The sequence below is a fragment of the Buttiauxella selenatireducens genome (assembly GCF_031432975.1).
In the GTDB taxonomy this organism is placed as follows: domain Bacteria; phylum Pseudomonadota; class Gammaproteobacteria; order Enterobacterales; family Enterobacteriaceae; genus Buttiauxella; species Buttiauxella selenatireducens.
This window is the reverse complement of record NZ_CP133838.1, coordinates 1,602,284-1,623,940: the sequence shown is the minus strand read 5'-3', so window position 1 is coordinate 1,623,940 and position 21,657 is coordinate 1,602,284. Positions and strand designations below refer to the sequence as shown.

General features: G+C 50.4%; 17 protein-coding genes. 8 read left to right on the top strand and 9 right to left on the bottom strand.

The genetic code is table 11. The features are described from left to right. Positions 1 to 275 precede the first annotated feature (275 nt). Together RHD99_RS07540 and RHD99_RS07535 are read left to right on the top strand one after the other, a co-directional pair. Complete coding sequence (locus tag RHD99_RS07540) at positions 276 to 1,577, top strand: MFS transporter (protein WP_309878196.1); 1,302 nt, start codon at positions 276 to 278, stop codon at positions 1,575 to 1,577. A gap of 17 nt (positions 1,578 to 1,594) precedes the next feature. Beyond that, entirely contained in the window at positions 1,595 to 3,958 is a 2,364-nt protein-coding gene (locus RHD99_RS07535; RefSeq protein ID WP_309878195.1) for a glycoside hydrolase family 31 protein, read from the top strand. Between the two features lie 104 nt (positions 3,959 to 4,062). Here the strand turns inward: RHD99_RS07535 and RHD99_RS07530 are convergent, their stop codons facing one another. Then, complete coding sequence (locus RHD99_RS07530) at positions 4,063 to 5,658, bottom strand: ABC-F family ATPase (RefSeq protein WP_183269916.1); 1,596 nt, start codon at positions 5,656 to 5,658, stop codon at positions 4,063 to 4,065. A gap of 233 nt (positions 5,659 to 5,891) precedes the next feature. Here RHD99_RS07530 and ldtB point away from each other — a divergent pair, with 233 nt between their 5' ends. From ldtB to sanA, 5 genes are all read left to right on the top strand, one after another. Continuing rightward, complete coding sequence (gene ldtB / locus RHD99_RS07525; RefSeq protein ID WP_309878193.1) at positions 5,892 to 6,812, top strand: L,D-transpeptidase LdtB; 921 nt, start codon at positions 5,892 to 5,894, stop codon at positions 6,810 to 6,812. A gap of 302 nt (positions 6,813 to 7,114) precedes the next feature. Next, positions 7,115 to 7,516 (top strand): CidA/LrgA family protein, encoded by a 402-nt coding sequence (locus tag RHD99_RS07520; RefSeq protein WP_183269918.1) that lies wholly within the window; start codon positions 7,115 to 7,117, stop codon positions 7,514 to 7,516. After that, on the top strand, positions 7,513 to 8,208 hold the full coding sequence (locus tag RHD99_RS07515) for a CidB/LrgB family autolysis modulator (RefSeq protein ID WP_309878191.1): 696 nt from the start codon (positions 7,513 to 7,515) through the stop codon (positions 8,206 to 8,208). The genes RHD99_RS07520 and RHD99_RS07515 overlap by 4 nt, the downstream gene beginning before the upstream one ends. 143 nt (positions 8,209 to 8,351) lie before the next feature. Beyond that, on the top strand, positions 8,352 to 9,236 hold the full coding sequence (gene cdd / locus RHD99_RS07510; RefSeq protein ID WP_309878189.1) for a cytidine deaminase: 885 nt from the start codon (positions 8,352 to 8,354) through the stop codon (positions 9,234 to 9,236). Positions 9,237 to 9,450: 214 nt separating this feature from the next. After that, on the top strand, positions 9,451 to 10,170 hold the full coding sequence (gene sanA / locus RHD99_RS07505; RefSeq protein ID WP_183269921.1) for an outer membrane permeability protein SanA: 720 nt from the start codon (positions 9,451 to 9,453) through the stop codon (positions 10,168 to 10,170). Positions 10,171 to 10,224: 54 nt separating this feature from the next. Here sanA and mglC read toward each other — a convergent pair whose 3' ends face one another. The 7 genes from mglC to RHD99_RS07470 form a co-directional block, all read right to left on the bottom strand. Beyond that, complete coding sequence (gene mglC / locus RHD99_RS07500; protein WP_183269922.1) at positions 10,225 to 11,235, bottom strand: galactose/methyl galactoside ABC transporter permease MglC; 1,011 nt, start codon at positions 11,233 to 11,235, stop codon at positions 10,225 to 10,227. A 19-nt stretch (positions 11,236 to 11,254) separates the two neighbouring features. Next, a complete protein-coding gene (gene mglA / locus RHD99_RS07495; protein WP_309878188.1) occupies positions 11,255 to 12,775 on the bottom strand; it encodes a galactose/methyl galactoside ABC transporter ATP-binding protein MglA in 1,521 nt (506 codons plus the stop codon). 75 nt (positions 12,776 to 12,850) lie between these two features. Further along, positions 12,851 to 13,849 (bottom strand): galactose/glucose ABC transporter substrate-binding protein MglB, encoded by a 999-nt coding sequence (mglB, locus tag RHD99_RS07490; RefSeq protein ID WP_183269924.1) that lies wholly within the window; start codon positions 13,847 to 13,849, stop codon positions 12,851 to 12,853. Positions 13,850 to 14,138: 289 nt separating this feature from the next. Next, the gene (gene galS, locus RHD99_RS07485; protein ID WP_183269925.1) at positions 14,139 to 15,161 is read right to left on the bottom strand and encodes an HTH-type transcriptional regulator GalS; all 1,023 of its coding nucleotides are present in this window, start codon (positions 15,159 to 15,161) and stop codon (positions 14,139 to 14,141) included. A gap of 155 nt (positions 15,162 to 15,316) precedes the next feature. Further along, complete coding sequence (yeiB, locus tag RHD99_RS07480; protein ID WP_309878185.1) at positions 15,317 to 16,474, bottom strand: DUF418 domain-containing protein YeiB; 1,158 nt, start codon at positions 16,472 to 16,474, stop codon at positions 15,317 to 15,319. A gap of 19 nt (positions 16,475 to 16,493) precedes the next feature. Further along, positions 16,494 to 17,159: a GTP cyclohydrolase I FolE gene (gene folE, locus RHD99_RS07475; protein ID WP_064545000.1), complete on the bottom strand. Its 666-nt coding sequence runs from the start codon at positions 17,157 to 17,159 to the stop codon at positions 16,494 to 16,496. 127 nt (positions 17,160 to 17,286) lie between these two features. After that, positions 17,287 to 18,408, bottom strand: a complete 1,122-nt coding sequence (locus RHD99_RS07470) for a YbfB/YjiJ family MFS transporter (protein WP_309878182.1) — start codon at positions 18,406 to 18,408, stop codon at positions 17,287 to 17,289. 232 nt (positions 18,409 to 18,640) lie between these two features. Between RHD99_RS07470 and fghA the strand changes: the two genes are divergently transcribed. Continuing rightward, positions 18,641 to 19,471: an S-formylglutathione hydrolase gene (gene fghA / locus RHD99_RS07465; RefSeq protein WP_309878180.1), complete on the top strand. Its 831-nt coding sequence runs from the start codon at positions 18,641 to 18,643 to the stop codon at positions 19,469 to 19,471. A 207-nt stretch (positions 19,472 to 19,678) separates the two neighbouring features. On the opposite strand, the gene cirA is transcribed toward fghA, so the two are convergent. Then, positions 19,679 to 21,649: a catecholate siderophore receptor CirA gene (gene cirA, locus RHD99_RS07460; protein ID WP_183269929.1), complete on the bottom strand. Its 1,971-nt coding sequence runs from the start codon at positions 21,647 to 21,649 to the stop codon at positions 19,679 to 19,681. Between the last annotated feature and the right edge of the window lie 8 nt (positions 21,650 to 21,657).

Sequence of the window (21,657 nt, the reverse complement as noted above, 5' to 3'; positions counted from 1 at the left end):
CTACCTGGCATTTTCTGACTGTTTTACGCTCTTTCCATCGCCGTATCTGAACCTGCCATTTCGCGGCGACAAACCAATAAAATAATTATTAATCAAAAGCATAAGTATTTTTTAAACTTTTAAATTATTCGATTTACCCTAAATAATTCGAGTTGCGGGCAGGCGGCAAAGCCGTAAGTCCCTGGGAGCATAGCTAACTATGTGACCAGGGCGCGCGGAAGAAGCCAACGCATCAGCAACTTGAAGTATGACGGGTAGAATACGTGGAGAACGAAATGAGTCATGGCATAAATCCTGGTGTGACCGCCGTTAAGGCCAAACGCACCGTCCGTAACCTGCGTTGGTGGGTTCTGGTGCTGTTCTTACTAGGCGTTACTGTTAACTACATTACCCGCAACTCGTTAGGTATTTTGGCCCCGGAGCTTAAATCCAGTCTGGGTATTACCACTGAACAATATTCATGGATTGTCGCCTCATTCCAGCTTGCCTATACCCTCTTCCAACCGATTTGCGGCTGGCTGATTGATGTGATTGGCCTCAAGCTGGGCTTCCTGATTTGCGCAGGGATCTGGGCGGTGGTGTGTGTCATGCACGCTGGAGCCGGTAGCTGGCTGCATTTGGCTATTTTGCGCTTCTTTATGGGTGGCGCGGAAGCCGCAGCAACCCCCGCTAACGCCAAAACGATTGGTGAATGGTTCCCGAAAAAAGAACGCCCTATTGCCGCAGGCTGGGCTGGCGTTGGCTTCTCGATTGGTGCCATGCTCGCACCGCCAATCGTCTATTTCGCTCATGCCTCCTTCGGCTGGCAGGGCGCGTTCATGTTTACCGGTGTGCTGGCCATGTTATGGGTCATTTTGTGGTGGGTGTTCTATCACAACCCGGAACAACACCCGAACCTCAGCAAAGAAGAATTGGATTTCATCAAACAGGATAACGAGCCTGCTGCGGTGAAACTGCCTTTCCTGACTGCACTGAAAACCGTCGGTAAAAACAAGCGTTTCTACGGTATCGCTATTCCGGCTTTTATGGCCGAGCCGGCCTGGGCGGTGCTGAGCTTCTGGGTTCCGCTGTACCTGGCAAATGAACGCGGAATGGATCTCAAACAAATTGCCATGTTCGCCTGGCTGCCGTTCCTCGCCGCCGACCTCGGCAGCGTAGCAAGTGGCTATCTGACTAAGGTTTATACCCGCTGGTTTGGCTGCTCACGTACCAACTCCATCGTGGCAAGTTCAGTGACGGGGGCTTTCCTGATGATTTCCCTGGCGCTGGTTGCCATCACCAAAGATCCGTACGTCACCATTGCGCTGATTTCTGTTGGTGGCTTCGGGCACCAGATTATCTCCTGCATGTTGAGTGCTCTGGTTGTGGACTCATTCGATAAAGGCCAGATGGCGACAGTTAACGGTATGCGTGGTTCCGCAGCCTGGATAGCCAGCTTCTTGTTCTCACTGTTGATTGGCGTCACCGCCGACAAAATTGGCTACAACCCCCTGTTTATCGCCATGGGCTTCTTTGACCTGATTGGCGCTGTATTCCTGGTTTCTTTTATTGCTGAACGCCGCACTAAGCGCGCCTGATAGATGGATTGTGAACGATGAAAACCCTGAAAAGTTGGACACTGCTAAAATCTGATGCCAACCACGTTGAGTTAAGCGTGGATGGGAAACATCGCCTGAATGTGTTCGTGCTGGAGCAAGGCATGTTCCGCGTACTGATTAAACGCGAAAACAAACTGGCGTTAAACCGCACCTGGAGTATCGCACCAGAAAATGATGTGCCATGGGAAGGCCGCGACCGCGAAAGTCTGCAAGGTTTCACCCTGCCAGGTTTCACGGTAGAAGAGCTTGATGAAACCCTGCGCATCAGCACCGATAAGCTGCGCGTGACCGTCCACCAGCCGCTGTGGCTGGAGTGGGAATATCTCAATGAGGCTTCTGAGTGGCAATTGCTGGCAAGTGACCGCCCAACCAGCGCTTATCTGTTGAATGCCCATGGAGATGGCGTCGCGCATTATCAGCGTCGATATAAAGATGAACGTTATTACGGCCTGGGCGAGAAAGCGGGCCCACTTCAGCGTACCGGTAAGCGCTATGAAATGCGTAATCTGGATGCGATGGGCTACAACGCACAGTCTACTGACCCGCTGTACAAGCATATTCCATTCACCATTACGCGCCGTCCGGATGTGAGTTTCGGGATGTTTTACGACAACCTGAGCAACTGCTGGCTGGATTTAGGCAACGAAATTGACAACTATCACCTGCCCTATCGCCGCTGGCAGGCAGAATCTGGCGACGTCGATTACTACTTATTCCTCGGCCCTCAGGTTTTAGACGTTACCAAAGCGTTTGTGCGTTTGACCGGTAAAACGCTGTTTGGCCCGAAATGGAGCCTCGGTTACAGCGGTTCAACCATGCATTACACCGATGCACCGGATGCGCAAAACCAGCTGATGAGTTTTATTCGTCTGTGCAACGAACATGCAATTCCTTGCGATTCGTTCCAACTTTCATCGGGTTACACGTCGATTAACAACAAGCGTTACGTGTTTAACTGGAACTACGACAAAGTGCCGCAGCCGAAGGTGATGAGCCAGGCGTTCCTTGATGCCGGGATCAAACTGGCGGCAAATATCAAGCCGTGCCTGTTGCAGGATCATCCGCGCTATTCAGAAGTGGCAGAGAACGGGCTGTTTATTAAGGATTCCGAGCAAGACAGTCCAGAGCGTTCCAGCTTCTGGGATGATGAAGGTTCGCATCTTGATTTCACCAATCCTGAAACGGTGAAATGGTGGAAAAATGGCGTCACCACGCAGTTGCTGGAGATGGGCATCGGCTCAACGTGGAATGACAATAACGAGTTTGAAGTGTGGGATGGTGAAGCGCGCTGCCACGGTTTTGGCGAAGAGATTGCCATTAAAAATATCCGCCCGGTGATGCCGCTGCTGATGATGCGTGCCTCGCTCGAAGCCCAGCAAACCTTTGCGCCAGAAAAACGCCCGTATCTGATTTCTCGTTCCGGTTGCGCCGGGATGCAGCGTTATGTGCAGACCTGGAGCGGCGATAACCGTACCAACTGGAATACTCTGCGCTACAACACCCGCATGGGCGTGGGCATGAGCTTGTCTGGTTTGTATAACGTGGGGCACGATGTCGGCGGTTTCTCTGGCGATAAACCGGATGCCGAACTGTTTGTGCGCTGGGTACAAAACGGCGTGATGCATCCGCGTTTCACTATCCATTCATGGAACGACGATCAGACGGTGAATGAACCGTGGATGTACGCAAGTGTGACTCCCGCTATTCGCAGCGCGATTGAAACACGCTATCGCCTGCTGCCGTATTTCTACACTCTGTTGTGGCAGGCGCATGCGGATGATGAACCGATGCTGCGCTCCACTTTCCTCGATCATGAGCACGACGAAAAAACGTTCGAGGAGTGCGACGACTTCATGCTGGGCCGCGATTTGCTGGTCGCAAGTGTGGTCGAAGAAGGTCAACGTCAGCGTGAAGTGTGGCTGCCTGAAAACGGCGCGGGTTGGTACGACTACTACACCGGCCAATGGTATAGCGGCGGCCAGACGATTGTGGTTGATGCGCCACTGGAGCGCTTGCCGCTACTGGTACGCGCAGGTGCAGCCCTGCCGCACAGTGCGCGCATTACACATGTGGATGCAAAAGCGGATAGTGTGCGCGAGCTGAAGGTGTATCCGCTGCAAGGAACTGGCGTTTCACACGGTAGTCTGTTTGAAGATGACGGCGAATCATGGGGATACCAGCAAGGCAACGCGCTGTGGCTGAACTGGGAAATTCGCTGCACGGCGGAGGAAGTTCAGGTGGTGTTTAGCCGTAAAGGTGATTATCTACCGGCCTGGAAAGAGATGAAGTTGACGCTGCCTGCAGGGGAAAAACGCCGTTTGGTCGTTGATGGGAAAGAGCAGGATAGCTTCGTGTTGTAGTCAAAGTTTTGCCCTCACCCTAACCCTCTCCCCCAGGAGAGGGGATCGACGGTTTTCTCCCTCTCCCTTGAGGGAGAGGGCCGGGGTGAGGGGTTTTCTAAAACTTAACCGTCAATGCCTTTACTACGCAGGTAATCTTCATACCCACCGGTAAAGTCAATCACGCGCTCAGGCGTAATCTCAATCACACGCGTAGCCAGCGAGCTTACAAATTCACGGTCGTGAGAAACGAAGATCAACGTACCAGGGTACATTTCCAGCGCCATGTTCAGCGACTCGATAGACTCCATATCCAGGTGGTTTGTTGGTTCATCCATGACCAGAACGTTTGGACGCTCCATCATTAACTTCCCAAACAACATACGGCCCTTTTCACCACCGGACAGCACCTTCGCAGGCTTTTTAATATCGTCCTGGCTGAACAGCAAACGACCCAGGATGCTGCGCACCGCTTGCTCGTCGTCACCTTCTTGCATCCACTGGCTCATCCAGTCGAACACGGTCAGATTGTTTTCAAACTCGTACTCGTGATCCTGCGCGTAGTAACCGATCTGTACGTTCTCAGACCATTTCACCGTACCAGCATCTGGAGTATGTTCGCCCACCAGCGTTTTAAGCAGGGTAGATTTACCCACGCCGTTCGTCCCGAGGATAGCGAGCTTTTCACCCACTTCCAGCAGCATGTTGACGCCTTTGAACAGCGGGCCGTCATCAAAACCTTTCGCCAGGCCTTCAACTTCCAGAGCATTACGGAACAGTTTCTTGTCTTGCTCGAAGCGAATGAACGGGTTCTGACGGCTTGATGCTTTCACTTCATCAAGCTTGATTTTATCAATCTGGCGAGCACGAGAAGTCGCCTGGCGAGATTTCGATGCGTTGGCGCTAAAGCGGCTAACGAAGGATTGCAGGTCAGCAATTTGCGCTTTTTTCTTCGCGTTGTCAGACAACAGACGCTCACGTGCCTGAGTCGCAGCCGTCATGTATTCATCGTAGTTACCTGGATACACGCGCAGTTCGCCGTAATCCAGATCCGCCATGTGCGTACAAACCATGTTCAGGAAGTGACGGTCGTGCGAGATGATGATCATGGTGCTGTTGCGCTCGTTGAGCACAGTTTCCAGCCAACGGATGGTGTCGATGTCCAGGTTGTTCGTCGGTTCATCGAGCAGCAGAATATCAGGGTTTGAGAACAGCGCCTGCGCCAGCAATACGCGGAGTTTCCAGCCTGGAGCGACTTCGCTCATCGGGCCGTAATGCTGTTCTACAGGAATACCGACGCCTAAGAGCAGTTCGCCCGCGCGTGCTTCAGCGGTATAACCATCCATTTCGCCGTACAGAACTTCCAGATCAGCAACTTTGTAGCCATCTTCTTCGCTCATCTCTGGCAGCGCATAAATGCGGTCGCGCTCTTCTTTCACTTCCCAGAGTTCTGCGTGGCCCATGATCACCGTGTCGAGTACGGTGAATTTTTCAAAGGCGAACTGATCCTGGCGCAGTTTACCGATGCGCTCGTTCGGATCGAGCGATACGTTGCCAAGCGTTGGCTCTAAATCGCCACCGAGGATCTTCATAAAGGTAGACTTGCCGCTACCGTTGGCGCCGATCAAGCCGTAACGGTTGCCGCCGCCAAATTTGACAGAAATATTTTCAAACAGCGGCTTACTGCCGAACTGCATTGTGACGTTACTGGAAACTAGCACAGAGATGTCCTGGTAAAAGAATTATTTAAGATGTGAGATCGGGCACATTATGCCATAACTCAACGTGCAGATCGCTCTGCTTATGCATTGGTCACAAAATAATCAATATGGAAAAAAATGTGATTTAATCCACATCTGATTTCCCAGGTCGAGCGAATGCACATATAATGCGCGGCTAAACCGCTCCGTTTCTTCACTAACTAGCCTGCATGGCCATAAATACTTCGCATACCATGAATATGAAACTACGCACTATTTTACTGGCATTTGTGGCTGTCGTGTCTTTTAGCAAAACAGCTTCTGCCGTGACCTATCCTCTGCCTACTGATGGCAGCCGCTTGATTGGTCAAAACCAGGTTGTCACCATTCCTGAAGGTAGCACCGCACCGCTGGAAGAATTCGCCGCACGTTACCAGATGGGTCTTTCCAACATGTTGGAAGCCAACCCTGGGGTTGACCCGTACTTGCCAAAAGCTGGCACTATCCTGAACATTCCTCAGCAGTTGATTCTGCCGGACACCGTTCATGAAGGTATTGTCATCAACAGTGCTGAGATGCGTCTCTACTATTACCCTGCTGGCACCAACACGGTTATCGTGCTGCCAATCGGTATCGGCCAGTTGGGTAAAGACACCCCAATGAACTGGACGACAAAAGTAGAACGTAAGAAAGCAGGCCCAACCTGGACGCCAACGGCGAAAATGCATGCGGAATATATTGCTGCCGGTACGCCACTGCCAGCCGTTGTTCCAGCAGGCCCGGACAATCCTATGGGTCTGTATGCGCTGTATATTGGTCGTCTGTACGCGATTCACGGCACCAATGCGAACTTTGGTATCGGCCTGCGCGTGAGCCACGGTTGTGTGCGTCTGCGTAACGAAGACATTAAGTTCCTGTTCGAAAAAGTGCCGGTCGGTACTCGTGTTCAGTTCATCAACGAGCCGGTTAAAGCCACCGTTGAGCCAGATGGTACGCGCTACATTGAAGTGCATAACCCACTGTCTACGACCGAAGCGCAGTTTAACTCTCGTGAAATTGTTCCAATCACGCTGAAAAACAACGTGACGGCAATCACTGCTCAGCCAGACGTTGACAGCACCGTATTGGATCAAGCTATTCAGAACCGTTCCGGTATGCCGGTACGCCTGAACTAAGCGAAGATTATCCTTTTGAAAAGCGGCCCTCGGGCCGCTTTTTTTATACCTGTAAAACAGCATCTTGTTATACCCAAAATAATTCAAGTTGCAGGCAGGCGACCAGGCCGTAAGTCCCCAGGAGCATAGCTAACTATGTGACTGGGGCGCGCGGGTGCAGTCAACGCACCTGCGGCTTGAAGAATGAAGGGTATAAACGTTCCAATCTGGAATGTTTGGTATGCTAATAATTCATGATGTGACCGGTAGCACATTTTTGAGTTTAATTGTATGATGAATGCGTTTTCTAAAAGGTAATCACTATGCGTAACTCATTTACCGCAATATGGCAGTACCTGCGGGCATTTATCTTAATTTACATATGCTTATATGCAGGCATTGCTATTTCATCACTGCTTCCTATTACTATTCCTGGCAGTATTATTGGCATGCTAATTCTGTTTATTTTGCTATCACTGCAAATCGTCCCTGCCAAATGGGTTAAGCCCGGTTGTCAGTTATTGATTCGTAATATGGCGCTGTTGTTTGTGCCGATTGGCGTAGGCGTAATGCAGTATGTCGATGTGATAAAGCAGCAATTTGGCCCTGTGGTCGTGTCATGTTTAATCAGTACGTTGGTGGTGTTAGTGGTCGTGAGTTGGTGTTCCCATTTAATTCATGGCGAACGTAAAGTAGTGGGTGAATGCGAGAGTGATAAAAAATGATGCATCATATTTGGTGGTCTTTACCCTTAACACTGGTGACTTTTTTCCTCGCCCGCCATGTCGCTGTACGTTATAAATCGCCGATCCTGAATCCGCTTCTGATATCCATGATTGTGATAATTCCAATCCTGGTATTCACCCGTACGCCTTACGAACATTATTTCGAAGGCAGTAAAATATTGAATGACTTGCTGCAACCCGCGGTTGTTGCACTCGCCTTCCCGCTTTACGAACAGCTTCACCAGATCCGCGCACGTTGGAAATCAATTATTACTATCTGCTTTATTGGCAGCATGGTGGCGATGATTACCGGTACTTCTGTGGCACTGCTGATGGGCGCAACCCCACAAATTGCCGCATCAATCCTGCCTAAATCAGTCACAACACCGATTGCCATGGCCGTCGGCGGCAGCATTGGCGGTATTCCGGCAATTAGCGCGGTTTGCGTGATCTTCGTCGGTATTCTGGGTGCCGTGTTTGGTCATACGTTGTTAAATCTGATGCGTATTACAACTAAATCGTCACGAGGATTAGCGATGGGGGCGGCTTCACACGCCCTGGGCACCGCTCGTTGCGCGGAAGTGGATTTCCAGGAAGGTGCGTTTAGCTCATTGGCACTGGTGATTTGCGGCATCATCACGTCACTGATTGCCCCGTTCCTGTTCCCTATTATTTTGTCGGTTGTAGGTTAAAACTTGCGAGAGATCGCGCATTTTCATTCTTTATTTCATATGTTGCATTTGTAATTGGATAAAGATCACATATAAAGCCTATACAGACCCGTAAACTGTCGATCAATAAAGACAGCTCAATTACTTGTTATGAGGCTCGATCAATGCGCTCACGTTTTCAGGCAGCTCTCGCACAACTCCCGGCTTCACTGCAAGCCGCACTGCAACCTTTGCTTACTGATGCTCATTTCCCGGCAATGTTTAGTGCGTCAGAAGTTGAATCACTGAAAGCTCAGACCGGGCTGGATGACGATGCATTGGCTTTTGCATTACTGCCACTCGCCGCTTCATGTGCCCGCGCTGATTTATCAAAGTTCTACGTGGGCGCTGTTGCTCGCGGCGTAAGCGGTAATCTTTATTTTGGTGGCAATATGGAGTTTCCTGGCACCACCATGCAGCAGACCGTTCATGCCGAGCAGAGCGCAATTACTCACGCGTGGATGCGCGGTGAAAAAGCACTTTCCGCCATCACCGTTAACTACACGCCGTGTGGCCACTGCCGCCAGTTTATGAATGAACTGAATAGTGGCGTGGCACTGCGTATTAATTTGCCAGGCCGTAATCCTGCCACCCTCGGCGATTATCTGCCTGATGCATTTGGCCCACGTGATTTAGAAATCAAAACCCTGTTACTTGATGAAATGGATCATGGCTTTGCATTGCAGGGCGATGAATTGAGCCAGGCAGCCATTGCGGCAGCAAACCGCAGCCATGCGCCGTACAGCAATGCACCATCAGGTGTTGCGCTGGAAATGCGTGACGGAACGATTTTCAAAGGCAGCTATGCAGAAAACGCGGCATTCAACCCTTCCCTGCCGCCACTACAAGCAGCGCTTAATCTGTTAAGTCTGTCGGGTTACGACTACAACGATATTCAGCGTGCCATCCTTGCTGAAAAAGCTGACGCACCACTGACACAGTGGGACGCCACCGCTGCTACGCTCAAAGCGCTGGGCTGCATGAATTTCGATCGCGCCTTGTTGAATTAATCATTACATTACCGCCGTTATACCCTAAATAATTGGAGTTGCATCAAGGCGGCAAACTCAGGATTCCCCAGGAGCTTACTTGAGTAAGTGACTGGGGTGAGTGAGTGCAGCCAACGCAGAGGCAGCTTCAAGTATGACGGGGATACACTTGCTCTTCACCACCAGGTAAAGTAGCCTTGGATTAAATTCCCTCCCTTTATTGAGCCGCAAGTCCATGTTGAAGCGCGTGTTTTATAGCCTGTTGGTCATAATCGGATTGGCTGTGGTAGCTGCGCTTTGTCTTGACCGCTGGATAAGCTGGAAAACCGCACCTTACGTCTACGACGATCTGCAAGATTTACCGTATCGCCAGGTCGGTGTGGTGCTCGGAACCGCCAAGTATTACCGGACTGGTGTAATTAACCAGTATTATCAATATCGTATCCAGGGTGCGTTAAATGCCTATAACAGCGGTAAAGTGAACTACCTGCTGTTAAGTGGCGATAATGCGCTGCAAAGTTACAACGAACCCATGACGATGCGTAAAGATTTGATTGCCGGTGGTGTTGACCCGGCCGATATCGTGCTGGATTACGCCGGATTTCGGACTCTGGACTCCATCGTTCGTACCCGCAAGGTCTTTGATACCAACGATTTCATCATTATCACCCAGCGTTTCCATTGCGAACGTGCGCTGTTTATCGCCCTGCATATGGGGATCCAGGCGCAGTGTTATGCCGTTCCTTCACCGAAAAATATGATGACTGTGCGTGTTCGCGAGTTTGGCGCTCGTTTAGGGGCGCTGGCGGATTTGTACATATTCAAGCGTGAACCGCGTTTTCTTGGGCCTCTGGTGCCGATCCCTGCAATGCATGAAGTACCGGAAGATGCGCAAGCTTATCCGGCAGTAACGCCTGAGCAATTGCTCGAATTGCAGAAAGAAGAGAAGAAATAGCACGAATAAAAAAACCCGCACATCTCTGTGCGGGTCTTTCCAGAACAATCAGTATTACTTCTTACGCGCGTATTTCAGTGAATCCAGTGCTACCGCGAAGATAATAATCGCACCCTTAATAATGTACTGCCAGTAAGGGTTCACGCCGATATACGTCAGGCCGTAGTTGATTACGGTGAAGATAATAACACCGGTCACCACACCCACTACCGTACCCACACCGCCGCTGAATGACACGCCGCCAACTACGCACGCTGCAATCGCATCCAGTTCGTACATGAAGCCAAGGTTGTTGGTTGCAGAACCGATACGTCCGGCTTCCAACATCCCGCCGAAGGCGTAGAACACACCAGACAGCGCATAAATCATGATCAAGTTCAGTGCGACGTTAACACCAGAAACTTTAGCCGCTTCCGGGTTACCACCGATGGCAAAGATGTTCTTACCAAAGCGCGTTTTGTTCCACAGGACCCAAACAAAGCCAATCGCAATCAACGCGTAGAACGTAATGTACGAAAGCTTAAAGTTACCCATCTTGATAAAGCCCTGGGTAAAGGTCGAGAACCCGCTATCGAACCCCGCAATTGGCGATGCACCAACAAAGTCGTAGTACAGGGAGTTGATACCGTAAACGATGATCATCGTACCCAATGTGGTGATAAACGGCGTCACGTTCAGGTATGCGATGATAATGCCGTTAACCAGACCAATGATTGCGCCGATAGCGCACACGATCAGGATAACCAACGGAATTGGCATGGTTTGCATGTCAGGGAAAACTTTGTTCACGTTTTCCATCGACTGCAAGAAGGTCGCAGAAACAACCGCGGCCAGGCCAACCTGACGACCTGCTGAAAGGTCAGTACCCTGAGTCACAATCAGCCCTGCCACACCCAGTGCAATAATGATACGCACCGAAGATTGAGTCAGGATGTTACTTAAGTTCATTAAGCTTAAAAACGTTGGATCCTGGAAAATAATAATCGCCAGTAGCACCAGCAATACGACATAAATGCCGCCTTCTTTCAGATAAGTTAGAAAACTTTTCTTATTTAACGCACTCATTTTAATAGCCCCTAAATTATCAAAGGTGCACAGACGCAAGACGTAATATTTCGTTCTGCGTGGTTGTTTTAGTGTCTACAATTCCGGCAACGAGACCATTACTCATTACCAGGATACGATCTGTAATCCCTAACAACTCTGGCATTTCGGACGAAATAATAATGATTCCTTTCCCTTTTTTGGCCAGTTCAGCAATGAGCTGATAAATTTCAAATTTAGCCCCAACATCAATCCCACGAGTTGGTTCATCTAACATTAAAATTTCTGGCTGGGTTAATAACCAACGGCCGATAATCACTTTCTGTTGGTTACCACCTGACAGTGAACCAATTGCAGTGCGGTGACCGGGTGTTTTGACACGCATTGAGTCGATTACCCATTGGGTATCGCTTTTCATGCGCGAATTATCCAGCAAGCCAACTTTGTTTTTATAATTGCGAATATTAGAAATCAGCGAGTTAAAGCCAATATCAAGGTACGCGTAAATACCGGTAGAGCGACGCTCTTCAGTAACCAACGCAAAACCGTGGTTAATAGCTTCATTCGCGGTATGGTTATTAATTTTTTTGCCGTGCAGCGTAATAGTACCGTCTGACTTTTCGCGGATACCAAAAAGCGTTTCAACAATATCAGTACGTTTTGCACCGACCAGACCGGCAATCCCGAGAATTTCCCCTTTATGCAAATCAAAGGAAACATCGCGAATCGATGGCTGACGCAAAGAGGTGAGATTACGGACTTCCATAATCACTTCACCCGGCACGTTTTCTTTTGTCGGGAAGCGCTGGTTCAACGAGCGGCCAACCATCATGGAGATGATCTTATCCATATCCAGCCCTTCTAATGGCTGGGTGGCAATCCACTGTCCGTCACGTAAAATAGTAATTTCATCACACAGTTGGAAGATTTCTTCCATTTTGTGAGAAATATAAACGATACCGCAGCCACGTTCTTTTAATTTACGAATGATTTTGAAAAGGTGGTTAACTTCCTTTTCTGTCAACGAGGATGTGGGTTCATCCATGATGACAATTTTGGCATTGTAAGAAAACGCTTTAGCAATCTCGATCATCTGCATTTGCGAAACTGACAGCGTGCCTACGCGGGCGCGCGGATCAATATCAATATCCAGTTCATCGAAAATGTGTTTGGTATCGCGGTACATTTTGTCCTGGTCGACAAAGACACCTCTGGTAGGGTAACGACCCAACCACATGTTATCCATTACGGTACGTTGTAAAACCAGGTTTAATTCCTGGTGCACCATAGAAATACCGTTTTCCAGCGCTTCTTTGGTGCTGGAGAAGTTAACTTCATTTCCCTGAAAAAGGATGCTGCCGGAATCTTTGCTGTAGATCCCAAATAGGCATTTTAATAATGTTGATTTACCTGCACCGTTCTCTCCCATTAATGCGTGAATGGAGTGAGGACGGACTTTTAAATTAACATTATCCAGTGCCTTAACGCCGGGGAATGATTTATTAATGTTGGTCATTTCCAACAAATATTCCGACGACGAATTTATAGTATTGTCGACCATAGTTATACCTATGTCACTGAGTATCAGGCCCAAATCCGGGCGCATAACGCGCCCGGTGTAAACCAACTACATTACTTATTTACCAGTAAATTCAGCCAGGTTGCTCTGATCAACACCGACATAAGGGATACGAACGATTTTGTTATCGATCTTCCACTTAGTGCCTTCAGCGGCAGGCTTACCATCGGCCAGGTTTTTAGCCAGATCGAAGGTTGCTTTAGCCTGGTTGTTAGCATCGTTCAGAACGGTACCGGCCATTGCGCCAGATTTAACCAGAGCCAGTGCTTCTGGCAGGGCATCTACGCCAAATACTGGGATAGAAGATTTGTTGTGCGCTTTCAGCGCTTCAACTGCACCCATTGCCATCGCATCGTTGTTGGCGATGACTACTTCGATTTTGTTCGCGTTCGGGCCAGACAGCCATGCATCCATCTTATCTTTTGCCTGAGCGGTGTCCCACATTGCGGTGTCTAACTGCAGCTGTTGGGTTTTCAGGCCTTTGGTATTCAGCTCTTTAATAACATAGGTCGTACGTGCTTCAGCATCCGGGTGGCCTGGTTCGCCTTTCAGCAGAACGAATTGAATCTGACCATCTTTGTTCAGATCCCATGCTGGGTTAGCCGCCCAATGTTTAGCAATCAGGTCACCCTGAATGATGCCTGATTCTTTAGAATCAGTACCTACGTAGTAAGCTTTGTCGTAGCTATCCAGCGCTTTGCGAGAAGGTTCTTTGTTGTAGAACACGATTGGAATGTTCTGGCCGCGTGCTTTTTCGATAACCGTACCCGCTGCTGCCGGGTCAACCAGGTTGATTGCCAACGCTTTAACGCCTTTTGCCAACAGCACGTCAATCTGATCGTTCTGCTTGGACTGGTCGTTCTGGGAGTCGTTCATCAGCAGTTCTACGTTCGGTGAAGCTTTTGCGTCTTTCTCAATCGCTTTGCGAACTACTGACATGAAGTTATCGTCGTATTTGTAAATGGTCACACCAATACGAGTATCAGCTGCATGAGCGGCTGCACCAAACAACATGCAAGACATAACGGCGGACAGGGTCAAAACCTTCTTATTCATGGTATCTCCGGTTTTTTGCAGGGTAGTTCAAGGGGTATTCAGGCAGGCAGCACTGTTATAAAAACGTTACTGAATGCCGAAAATTTTCTATATTAAAAAAACTCTTCCGTGTTCGGTAACGATCCATAACTGCTTTTATTGATAGTTTTTGCTGAACACCTATAGATAAACCGATTAATCACCGTTACATATAGTTTCAGCTGATAAAACGCTGACATCATAGTCATCGTAATGTTAATTAACTGTGAATTTACTCACAAATTGAAACCGGTTACATCAAAGACTTTGTTCAGAGAGTGATCGGTGCCGCAATTTGCCGTGGAGCCACTGAATGGCGACGGACTAAAGTCGGCATAAAACAGTGTGTTGCACCATTATCGAGCGTTCCTGCTGCGCCCTGTAACGCCAGTTCGGTCGCCAGTCGCGCCATTGAAACAATGGGGTAACGCACCGTGGTGAGTTGCGGATCGGTGTAACGCGCGATAGGAATGTCATCAAAACCAATCACTGACACATGATGCGGCACGATAATTCCGTTGTCTTTCAAGGCGGTTAATGCGCCAGCAGCCATGCTGTCGTTGTAAGCAAACACAGCACTGAGTTGCAGGTTACGGCCCAGTAATTCCACCATTGCCGCTTCACCACCTTGCATATCCGGCGAGCCCACGCCCACCCAGCTTTCTGGCGGTGTAATGCCCTGCTCCGTCATGCCGCGCATCCACCCTTCCCGGCGCTGTGCGTTATCTTCAATCGCGTGGCTGGACGCCAGATAACCAATGCGTTGATGACCTTGATTAAACAGCATTCGTGTTGCCATCAACGCACCGCTGACGTTATCGAGCCCCACACATCTGTGCTCGTAGCCCGGAACAATGCGATTAACCAATACCATGCCTGGAATGTGATCGAGGAACTCACCTAACTCTTGATCGCTAAGTGCTTTAGCATGAACAATCAATGCGTTACAGCGTTGACGAATCAACACCTCAATGGCATGACGCTCTTTTTCTTCCTGGTGATAACTGTTGCCGATGAGCACATATTTGTTGTGTTGCTGCGCCACAACATCCACTGCTTTAACCAGTGCGCCAAAGAACGGGTCAGACACATCCATAACCACTACGCCGATGGTGTCGCTAACCTGCGTTGCTAACGCCTGGGCGTTGGCGTTTGGCCGATACCCCAGTTGCGACACCGCCTGCATGACATTTTCACGGGTGTCTGCACTGACGAGCGCGCTGTTATTAAGTACACGGGAAACGGTCGCCACTGAGACACCGGCGATGCGGGCAACGTCACGAATGGTGATCATTTTTTTCACCAGTCGAAAGAGGAGTTAGTCTCATGAATACACCCTGTATTTGGCTAGGTGAGTATTCTGGCAGCGACTCAGGAATGACTACGTGAGGATGATCACATCAATGAAAACGGTTACATACAATTCGTTAACGTTTGTGATGTATATCATTATCTTGCTGGATGCTTCAGGGAGACCCCGGCAGCGCGGGCGGTTAGCTGTCGCCACAGCCACTCAACCGGTCCCTGGCGGAAGTAACGCAACCACAAAAGTGAGAACAGAATATTCATCGCCCAGACGAACGGTACAAACGCCAACAGGGAGAGGCGGTCAAACTTCATGTAACCATTCATATGGAAGAAGAAAGTGGTGCAAATCAGTGTTTGCAGCAGGTAATTCGACAGCGCCATGCGCCCAACATGTGCCACCGCGTTGACGACGCGCAAGCGCGAAAGCTGCGGCCAATAACCAAATGCCAGCGCGGCATAACCGATGGTTTGAAACGGCGCACTCAATTCACGCGGTGCCTGCAACAAGAAAGCGCACCAGCGATACGTCCAGCCAAGGTGCCACTGGGCGTAAATAGCCGGAATGTTGATTAACAACCCGACGATGATGAGCCACAAACCGGTGCGGCGGTAATGATGCAAACTGAACGTCCCGCGCAACCAGCCGCTACGCATTAATGACGCACCCAGCAGCATCATCCCGGCCAGTTGCCAGCCATATTGTGCGCCTAGCGCCACCAAATTCGAGGAGAGCAAGTCAATGCGATTACTGATGGCTTCGCTGCCGCCATTGAGTTTCCACCATTGCTCATACTGCAAATTAGCTGCATCAGGAACCCACGAACGGTTTGGCGCGTCCCCGGAGATAAAGCCCAGCAACAGCAGCACACCAATGCCGGTGATATACAACAAAACGCCAGTGTTAAACAGCGAACGAATGCCCGGTGCGTCACGAATCAAGCGCCAGCACACCAGTCCTACCAGCCCGTAGGCCAGCAATATATCGCCTTCCCACAAGAAGATAGCGTGTATGAAACCGAGCAGGACTAATAGCGTAAGACGTGACTGGATCCAGCGTTTGCCACGATGTAACAACATCTGTAGGCCGGCGCCAAATAATAGAGCGAATAAGGTGAGGAATTTAACCTGAGCGAAGAGATCCAGAATGGCCCATGTCCAGGCGTCTCTGTCGGTAATCGTACCGGACCATGCGGGATTGAGATACGCCGCCTTCGGTAAACCGAAGGCCACGATATTAAGCAGCAGAATGCCGAGAATAGCGACGCCACGGACAAAATCCAGCGTAACGTTTCTCTCCATACACCCTGCCTAATTAATGTTAGTTATGACGCACAGCGCGCAGAAATTCCTGACGTGTATTCTGGCTGGATTTGAACAATCCGCCTAACGATGTGGTGGTTGTCGCACTGGTTGCATCCTGCACGCCACGGGCTTTCACACAATAATGGACCGCATCAATAGATACCGCCACATTGTTGGTGCCAAGCAATGTTTGCAGAGCAATCAGGATTTGCTGAGTTAAGCGCTCCTGAACCTGCGGACGCTGTGCAAAGAATTGCACAATGCGGTTAATTTTCGACAGACCAATCACAGTGTCTTTCGGAAGGTAAGAAACCGTCGCCTTGCCGTCGATAGTCACGAAATGGTGTTCGCAGGTACTGGTGAGCGTAATGTTGCGCACAGTGACCATTTCATCGACCTTCATCTTATTTTCGATGACGGTGATTTTCGGGAAATTGGCATAATCGAGGCCAGAGAAAATCTCATCGACATACATTTTGGCAATGCGATGCGGCGTTTCCATCAAGCTGTCGTCGCTCAAATCAAGATTCAGCAACTGCATGATTTCCGTCATATGCTCGGCAATCTGACGTTTGCGGGTTTCGTTATCAAGTTCACGCAATTGCGGACGCAGCGGGGTTTCCAGGCCGCGTGCAACTAATGCTTCGTGAACCAGTGCGGCTTCTGGACTTAATGATGGCATACTATTTCTCCTGCAGGTGTGGCTGACCTCGGCCCTACGTGGGGCAAAGTGTACGCTCATTGTGCGTGAGCGCGGTCGCATAATCCAGTAGTGCGAACGATAATTATTGAAATCGTCGAAAGCTTAATTATTTACGCCAAACCAAACCACCGCCGATCAATAATGCAAATCCGGCGGCATATAATGCGGGCTCGAGTTGACCGGTTAGCGACGTGGATATCGCCGATAACATCGGCCCGACTAATTGCCCCATCGCGTATCCGGTGGTCAGCAATCCCGCCATGTAACGAGTATGCTGCGGAGCCAGTTCACGGCCATATTGTAACGACAGTTGCACCGCACATAAGAACCCGCCCCCAACCAGCAACGACCCCAAAACCAGCCCTGTCATACCCGGGATCATTTCTGAGGCAAACACGCCAAGTGCCTGTAACCAGAGCACTAACGCCAGCCGCTGATTGCTTTGCAGCCAGCGACGTGCAGCAATTCCAAGTAAAATGCCACACACCGCCGCCCCACCAAATATTGGCCAGACGAATTGTGCAAATGCGCTACCGGGAAAACGGACGCTGGCCATCTGCGATAAAAACGTGGCGGGCAGAATATACCCAAATCCGGCCAGGCTGTAGCTCCAGACCAGGCGTTTGAGCGGCACCGTTAAGACTAACGGTTCAGGTGCCGTTTCCGGTCGATGCAACTCCCCTTTTCGCGGCAAGTTGCGGGCAATCAACACAATGAAAAACAGCGCCAGAAAACCATAGACCAGCCAGGCAAGGCTTGCGGATAAACCGTAACTGTGAATCGCAACCGCCAACAAACCACTGATAAATATTCCGGCACCCGGGCCTGCAAAGACCGCAGCGCTTAAACCGGGTTTGCCTAAATGAGCCAGTTGCTCATTGCTCCAGGCGGCAATTAACACCATCGCCCAGCCGCTTGCTGCGCCAATCAGAAAACGAATCAGTGCGTGCCACAATGCCGCATCCACGGTGGCAGACAGTAGCGTCAATATCACCGCGCCCCAGACACCGAGCAGTAAACGTAACTCGACACGCCGATGCGCACGCATGGCATCCCACGCCCCCACCAGATAACCGAGGTAGTTAATTGCCGCGACCAAACCCGCACTGGTTAGGGTCAGTTGCCCTTCCGCTATCATCAGCGGGACTTGTGGCGTAAACGCAAAACGGCCAATGCCCATTGCGACGACCAACACCAGAAATCCCATCAATGCGATACGTGCCGCCACGCAACCCCCAATTGTTACGATTTCGTTGCCAGCATGATGCCGCATGGCTAGACTGAGGAGAAGTGAAACTTGTTCATTGATATTGAATATTTACCCAAAATAATTCGAGTTGCAGGAAGGCGCCAAGTGAACGAATCCCCGGGAGCTTACTAAAGTAAGTGACTGGGGTGACTGAACGCAGCCAACGCGCATGCAGCTTGAAGTATGAAGGGTATAAATAAGGAACCTCTGGATGGAACTTCTAGAAGAACACCGCTGTTTCGAAGGCTGGCAGCAGCGCTGGCGCCATGATTCCACAGTGCTGAAATGCCCGATGACGTTCAGTATTTTTCTACCAACGCCACGCACCACTCCTCCGCCGGTTCTGTACTGGCTCTCCGGTTTAACCTGTAACGATGAAAACTTCACCACCAAAGCGGGCGCACAGCGTGTTGCTTCAGAACTGGGTATTGTGCTGGTCATGCCGGATACCAGCCCACGCGGTGAGAACGTGCCAAATAATGAAAGTTACGATCTCGGCCAGGGGGCAGGTTTTTACCTGAACGCGACCGAGCAGCCCTGGGCTGACCATTTCCGCATGTACGACTATGTTAACGATGAACTGCCTGCGTTGATTGCCGATAATTTTAGCATCAGCGAGAAAGCCTCTATTTTCGGCCATTCGATGGGGGGTCATGGCGCATTGAGCATCGCGTTAAAAAATCCAGGACGTTATTGTTCCGTGTCTGCCTTTGCACCGATTGTGAATCCAACCCGCGTGCCGTGGGGGCAAAAGGCCTTTACCGCTTATTTAGGTGAGAACGAAGAGAAATGGCGCGAGTGGGATAGCTGCTGTTTACTGATGCAGGCCGATAGCGCACAGGCGATCCCCGTGCTGATTGATCAAGGCGATGCCGATCAATTCCTCGCGGATCAACTGCAACCTGCGCAATTTGCTGAAGTTGCGCGCCAGAAAAACTGGCCGTTAACGTTGCGCGTGCAGCCTGGTTACGATCACAGTTATTATTTCATCTCTTCATTTGTTGAAGATCATTTGCGGTTCCATGCGGAGCATTTGGCTTAGCTGATTTTGCCCTCACCCCGGCCCTCTCCCCCAGGAGAGGGGGAATACCGAGCAACCCCCTTTCCCACAGGCGAGGGAGAACTCCGGGCAATCCCCTCTCCCACAGGGAGGGAGAACTCCGGGCAATCCCCTCTCCCACAGGCGAGGGAGAACTCCGGGCAATCCCCTCTCCTGGGGGAGAGGGTTAGGGTGAGGGGAGGGGAAAAACTAGAACGAGTAATCCACCGCCATAAAGTAACGACGGCCATCTTCGTTGTAACTGTAATCATCACGACTCAAATCTTTGTCGCCCAGATTCAGCACACCGGCACGTAATTTGACACTTTTCGTCGCCTTCCACGCAGCACCGGTATTCCACACCACATAACCGCCAGGCGTTGCTGCACCGTCGGTTGTTGCACGCTGCTCCCCGGTATAGTTCGCAGAAACATAGAATGACCAGTCATCCAGTGGAGCCCAATCCACTGTACCGTTTGCAGTATGGAATGGCAGCGAAGCCAGAGGCTTATTGCCACCGCCACTCAAATCACGACCGTCGTTATAGGTGTAGTTCAGCGTCAATTTCCATTGGTCGTTGAACGGGACTTTCACCTCGGTTTCGACACCGCGTACGCGTGCTTTGTTGACGTTGTAGTATTTGAAGATCGGGCGGCCTGCGCTATCAAAACCAACGAAGTTAGGATAAGACGGTGCCTGAGTACGACTGGATGTCCGGTTAATATCGATCATATCGTCGAGATTATTCTGGAAGGTCGTGATGCTGCCTGACACCCCATCCAGCAAGCCTTCATCACCTGCGTAATACAAACCCAGCTCGAAGCTTTCACTGGTTTCCGGTTTTAGATCTGGGCTGCCGACAATCTTACAAGAGCCACGGCAAGAGTTGCTGGTCCAGTCCGGGCTAAGTTGCAGCAACGATGGCGCTTTAAATGCCGTTGCCCAACCGCCTTTCATGGTGATGGTATCGGTCGCGCTGTACACCAGATAGGCACGCGGACTCCAGTGATCGCCATAAGTCTCGTGGTCATCCATACGCACGCCGGTGGTCAACGCGAGCGGTTCGAATATCCGCCATTCATCTTCCAGGAACAGGGCGTACTGGCTGGCAGAGGTTTCGGTGCTATTGCTGCCGGTGAGGTTAACAGGGTCAGTTAACTTATCGTGACGCCATTCACCGCCAAAGGTCAGCAACTGGTTAATGTCACCCAAAGGCAGAACCAGTTTGCCGTCGAGGCTGTTGTTGCGCGACGTGATCGGTGAACTGTTGCCTGGATTGAGGTTATCAATCTTGTCGCCATAGAAACGCAGTTCGGTATTGCCGTAACCCCAACGCCCATTATGGGAAATCGAGTAATCCTGGCGCTCCATGCGGTTTTTGTTCAGGGAATCTGAATCCCTGTCCTGGCGGTCAAATCCATAACCAAAGCTCATGTCCTGGTTTTCGGTCGGCGTCAGGGCAAATTCAGCACTGCCGCTGCGCGTAGTGAAACCTTCAATACGCGGCGTCTCGCCCGTAGCGCTGGTGCTGGACGGCTCTTGCTTATCTTTCTCGCGCTTACCAAGGTTGCCGTAAACTTTGACCCCAAGGAGATCATCAATGATTGGGCCGCTGGCAAAGAAGTTGCTGTTATAAGAATCACCGCGATCGCGGTCTTCCTGAATAGTGGTATCCGCCGTCACGGTGCCGTGCCAGGCCTTACCGACTTTACGCGTAATGATGTTAACCACGCCGCCTAATGCATCTGAACCGTATAGCGATGACATCGGTCCACGCACCACTTCGATACGTTCAATCGCATCAACCGGGATCCAGTTAAGGTCAAAATCATTGTGACGGAATACGGCGTTACGCGAGTTCACACGCTTGCCATCCACCAAAATCAGCGTGTAGCTACTGTCCAGACCACGAATACTGACGCCCTGGCGGTTATCCCCTTCATTGGTCAGTTGCACACCCGGGACTTCCTGCAAGACATCTTTCAGGTTCTGGATAGGCTTTTTCTTCAGATCTTCTTGAGTAATCACGCTAATACTGGCTGGGGCATCTTTGAGGTTTTGCTCGGTAGCAGACGCAGTAACCACCATAGTGTCTTCACGTTCTTCGGCAATGACCGGAAACGCAACTGTGATTATTGACGCGCAAAGTCCTCCCCGGACGATGGGATTCAACCTTAACATTCCTTTCT

What these genes read in the sequence shown, in the direction of transcription:
- RHD99_RS07540 (WP_309878196.1), top strand. Translation starts at nt 276, where the DNA reads ATGAGTCATGGCATAAATCCTGGTGTGACCGCCGTTAAGGCCAAACGC.
- RHD99_RS07535 (WP_309878195.1), top strand. Translation starts at nt 1,595, where the DNA reads ATGAAAACCCTGAAAAGTTGGACACTGCTAAAATCTGATGCCAACCAC.
- ldtB (WP_309878193.1), top strand. Translation starts at nt 5,892, where the DNA reads ATGAATATGAAACTACGCACTATTTTACTGGCATTTGTGGCTGTCGTG.
- RHD99_RS07520 (WP_183269918.1), top strand. Translation starts at nt 7,115, where the DNA reads ATGCGTAACTCATTTACCGCAATATGGCAGTACCTGCGGGCATTTATC.
- RHD99_RS07515 (WP_309878191.1), top strand. Translation starts at nt 7,513, where the DNA reads ATGATGCATCATATTTGGTGGTCTTTACCCTTAACACTGGTGACTTTT.
- cdd (WP_309878189.1), top strand. Translation starts at nt 8,352, where the DNA reads ATGCGCTCACGTTTTCAGGCAGCTCTCGCACAACTCCCGGCTTCACTG.
- sanA (WP_183269921.1), top strand. Translation starts at nt 9,451, where the DNA reads ATGTTGAAGCGCGTGTTTTATAGCCTGTTGGTCATAATCGGATTGGCT.
- mglC (WP_183269922.1), bottom strand. Translation starts at nt 11,235, where the DNA reads ATGAGTGCGTTAAATAAGAAAAGTTTTCTAACTTATCTGAAAGAAGGC.
- mglA (WP_309878188.1), bottom strand. Translation starts at nt 12,775, where the DNA reads ATGGTCGACAATACTATAAATTCGTCGTCGGAATATTTGTTGGAAATG.
- mglB (WP_183269924.1), bottom strand. Translation starts at nt 13,849, where the DNA reads ATGAATAAGAAGGTTTTGACCCTGTCCGCCGTTATGTCTTGCATGTTG.
- galS (WP_183269925.1), bottom strand. Translation starts at nt 15,161, where the DNA reads ATGATCACCATTCGTGACGTTGCCCGCATCGCCGGTGTCTCAGTGGCG.
- yeiB (WP_309878185.1), bottom strand. Translation starts at nt 16,474, where the DNA reads ATGGAGAGAAACGTTACGCTGGATTTTGTCCGTGGCGTCGCTATTCTC.
- folE (WP_064545000.1), bottom strand. Translation starts at nt 17,159, where the DNA reads ATGCCATCATTAAGTCCAGAAGCCGCACTGGTTCACGAAGCATTAGTT.
- fghA (WP_309878180.1), top strand. Translation starts at nt 18,641, where the DNA reads ATGGAACTTCTAGAAGAACACCGCTGTTTCGAAGGCTGGCAGCAGCGC.
- cirA (WP_183269929.1), bottom strand. Translation starts at nt 21,649, where the DNA reads ATGTTAAGGTTGAATCCCATCGTCCGGGGAGGACTTTGCGCGTCAATA.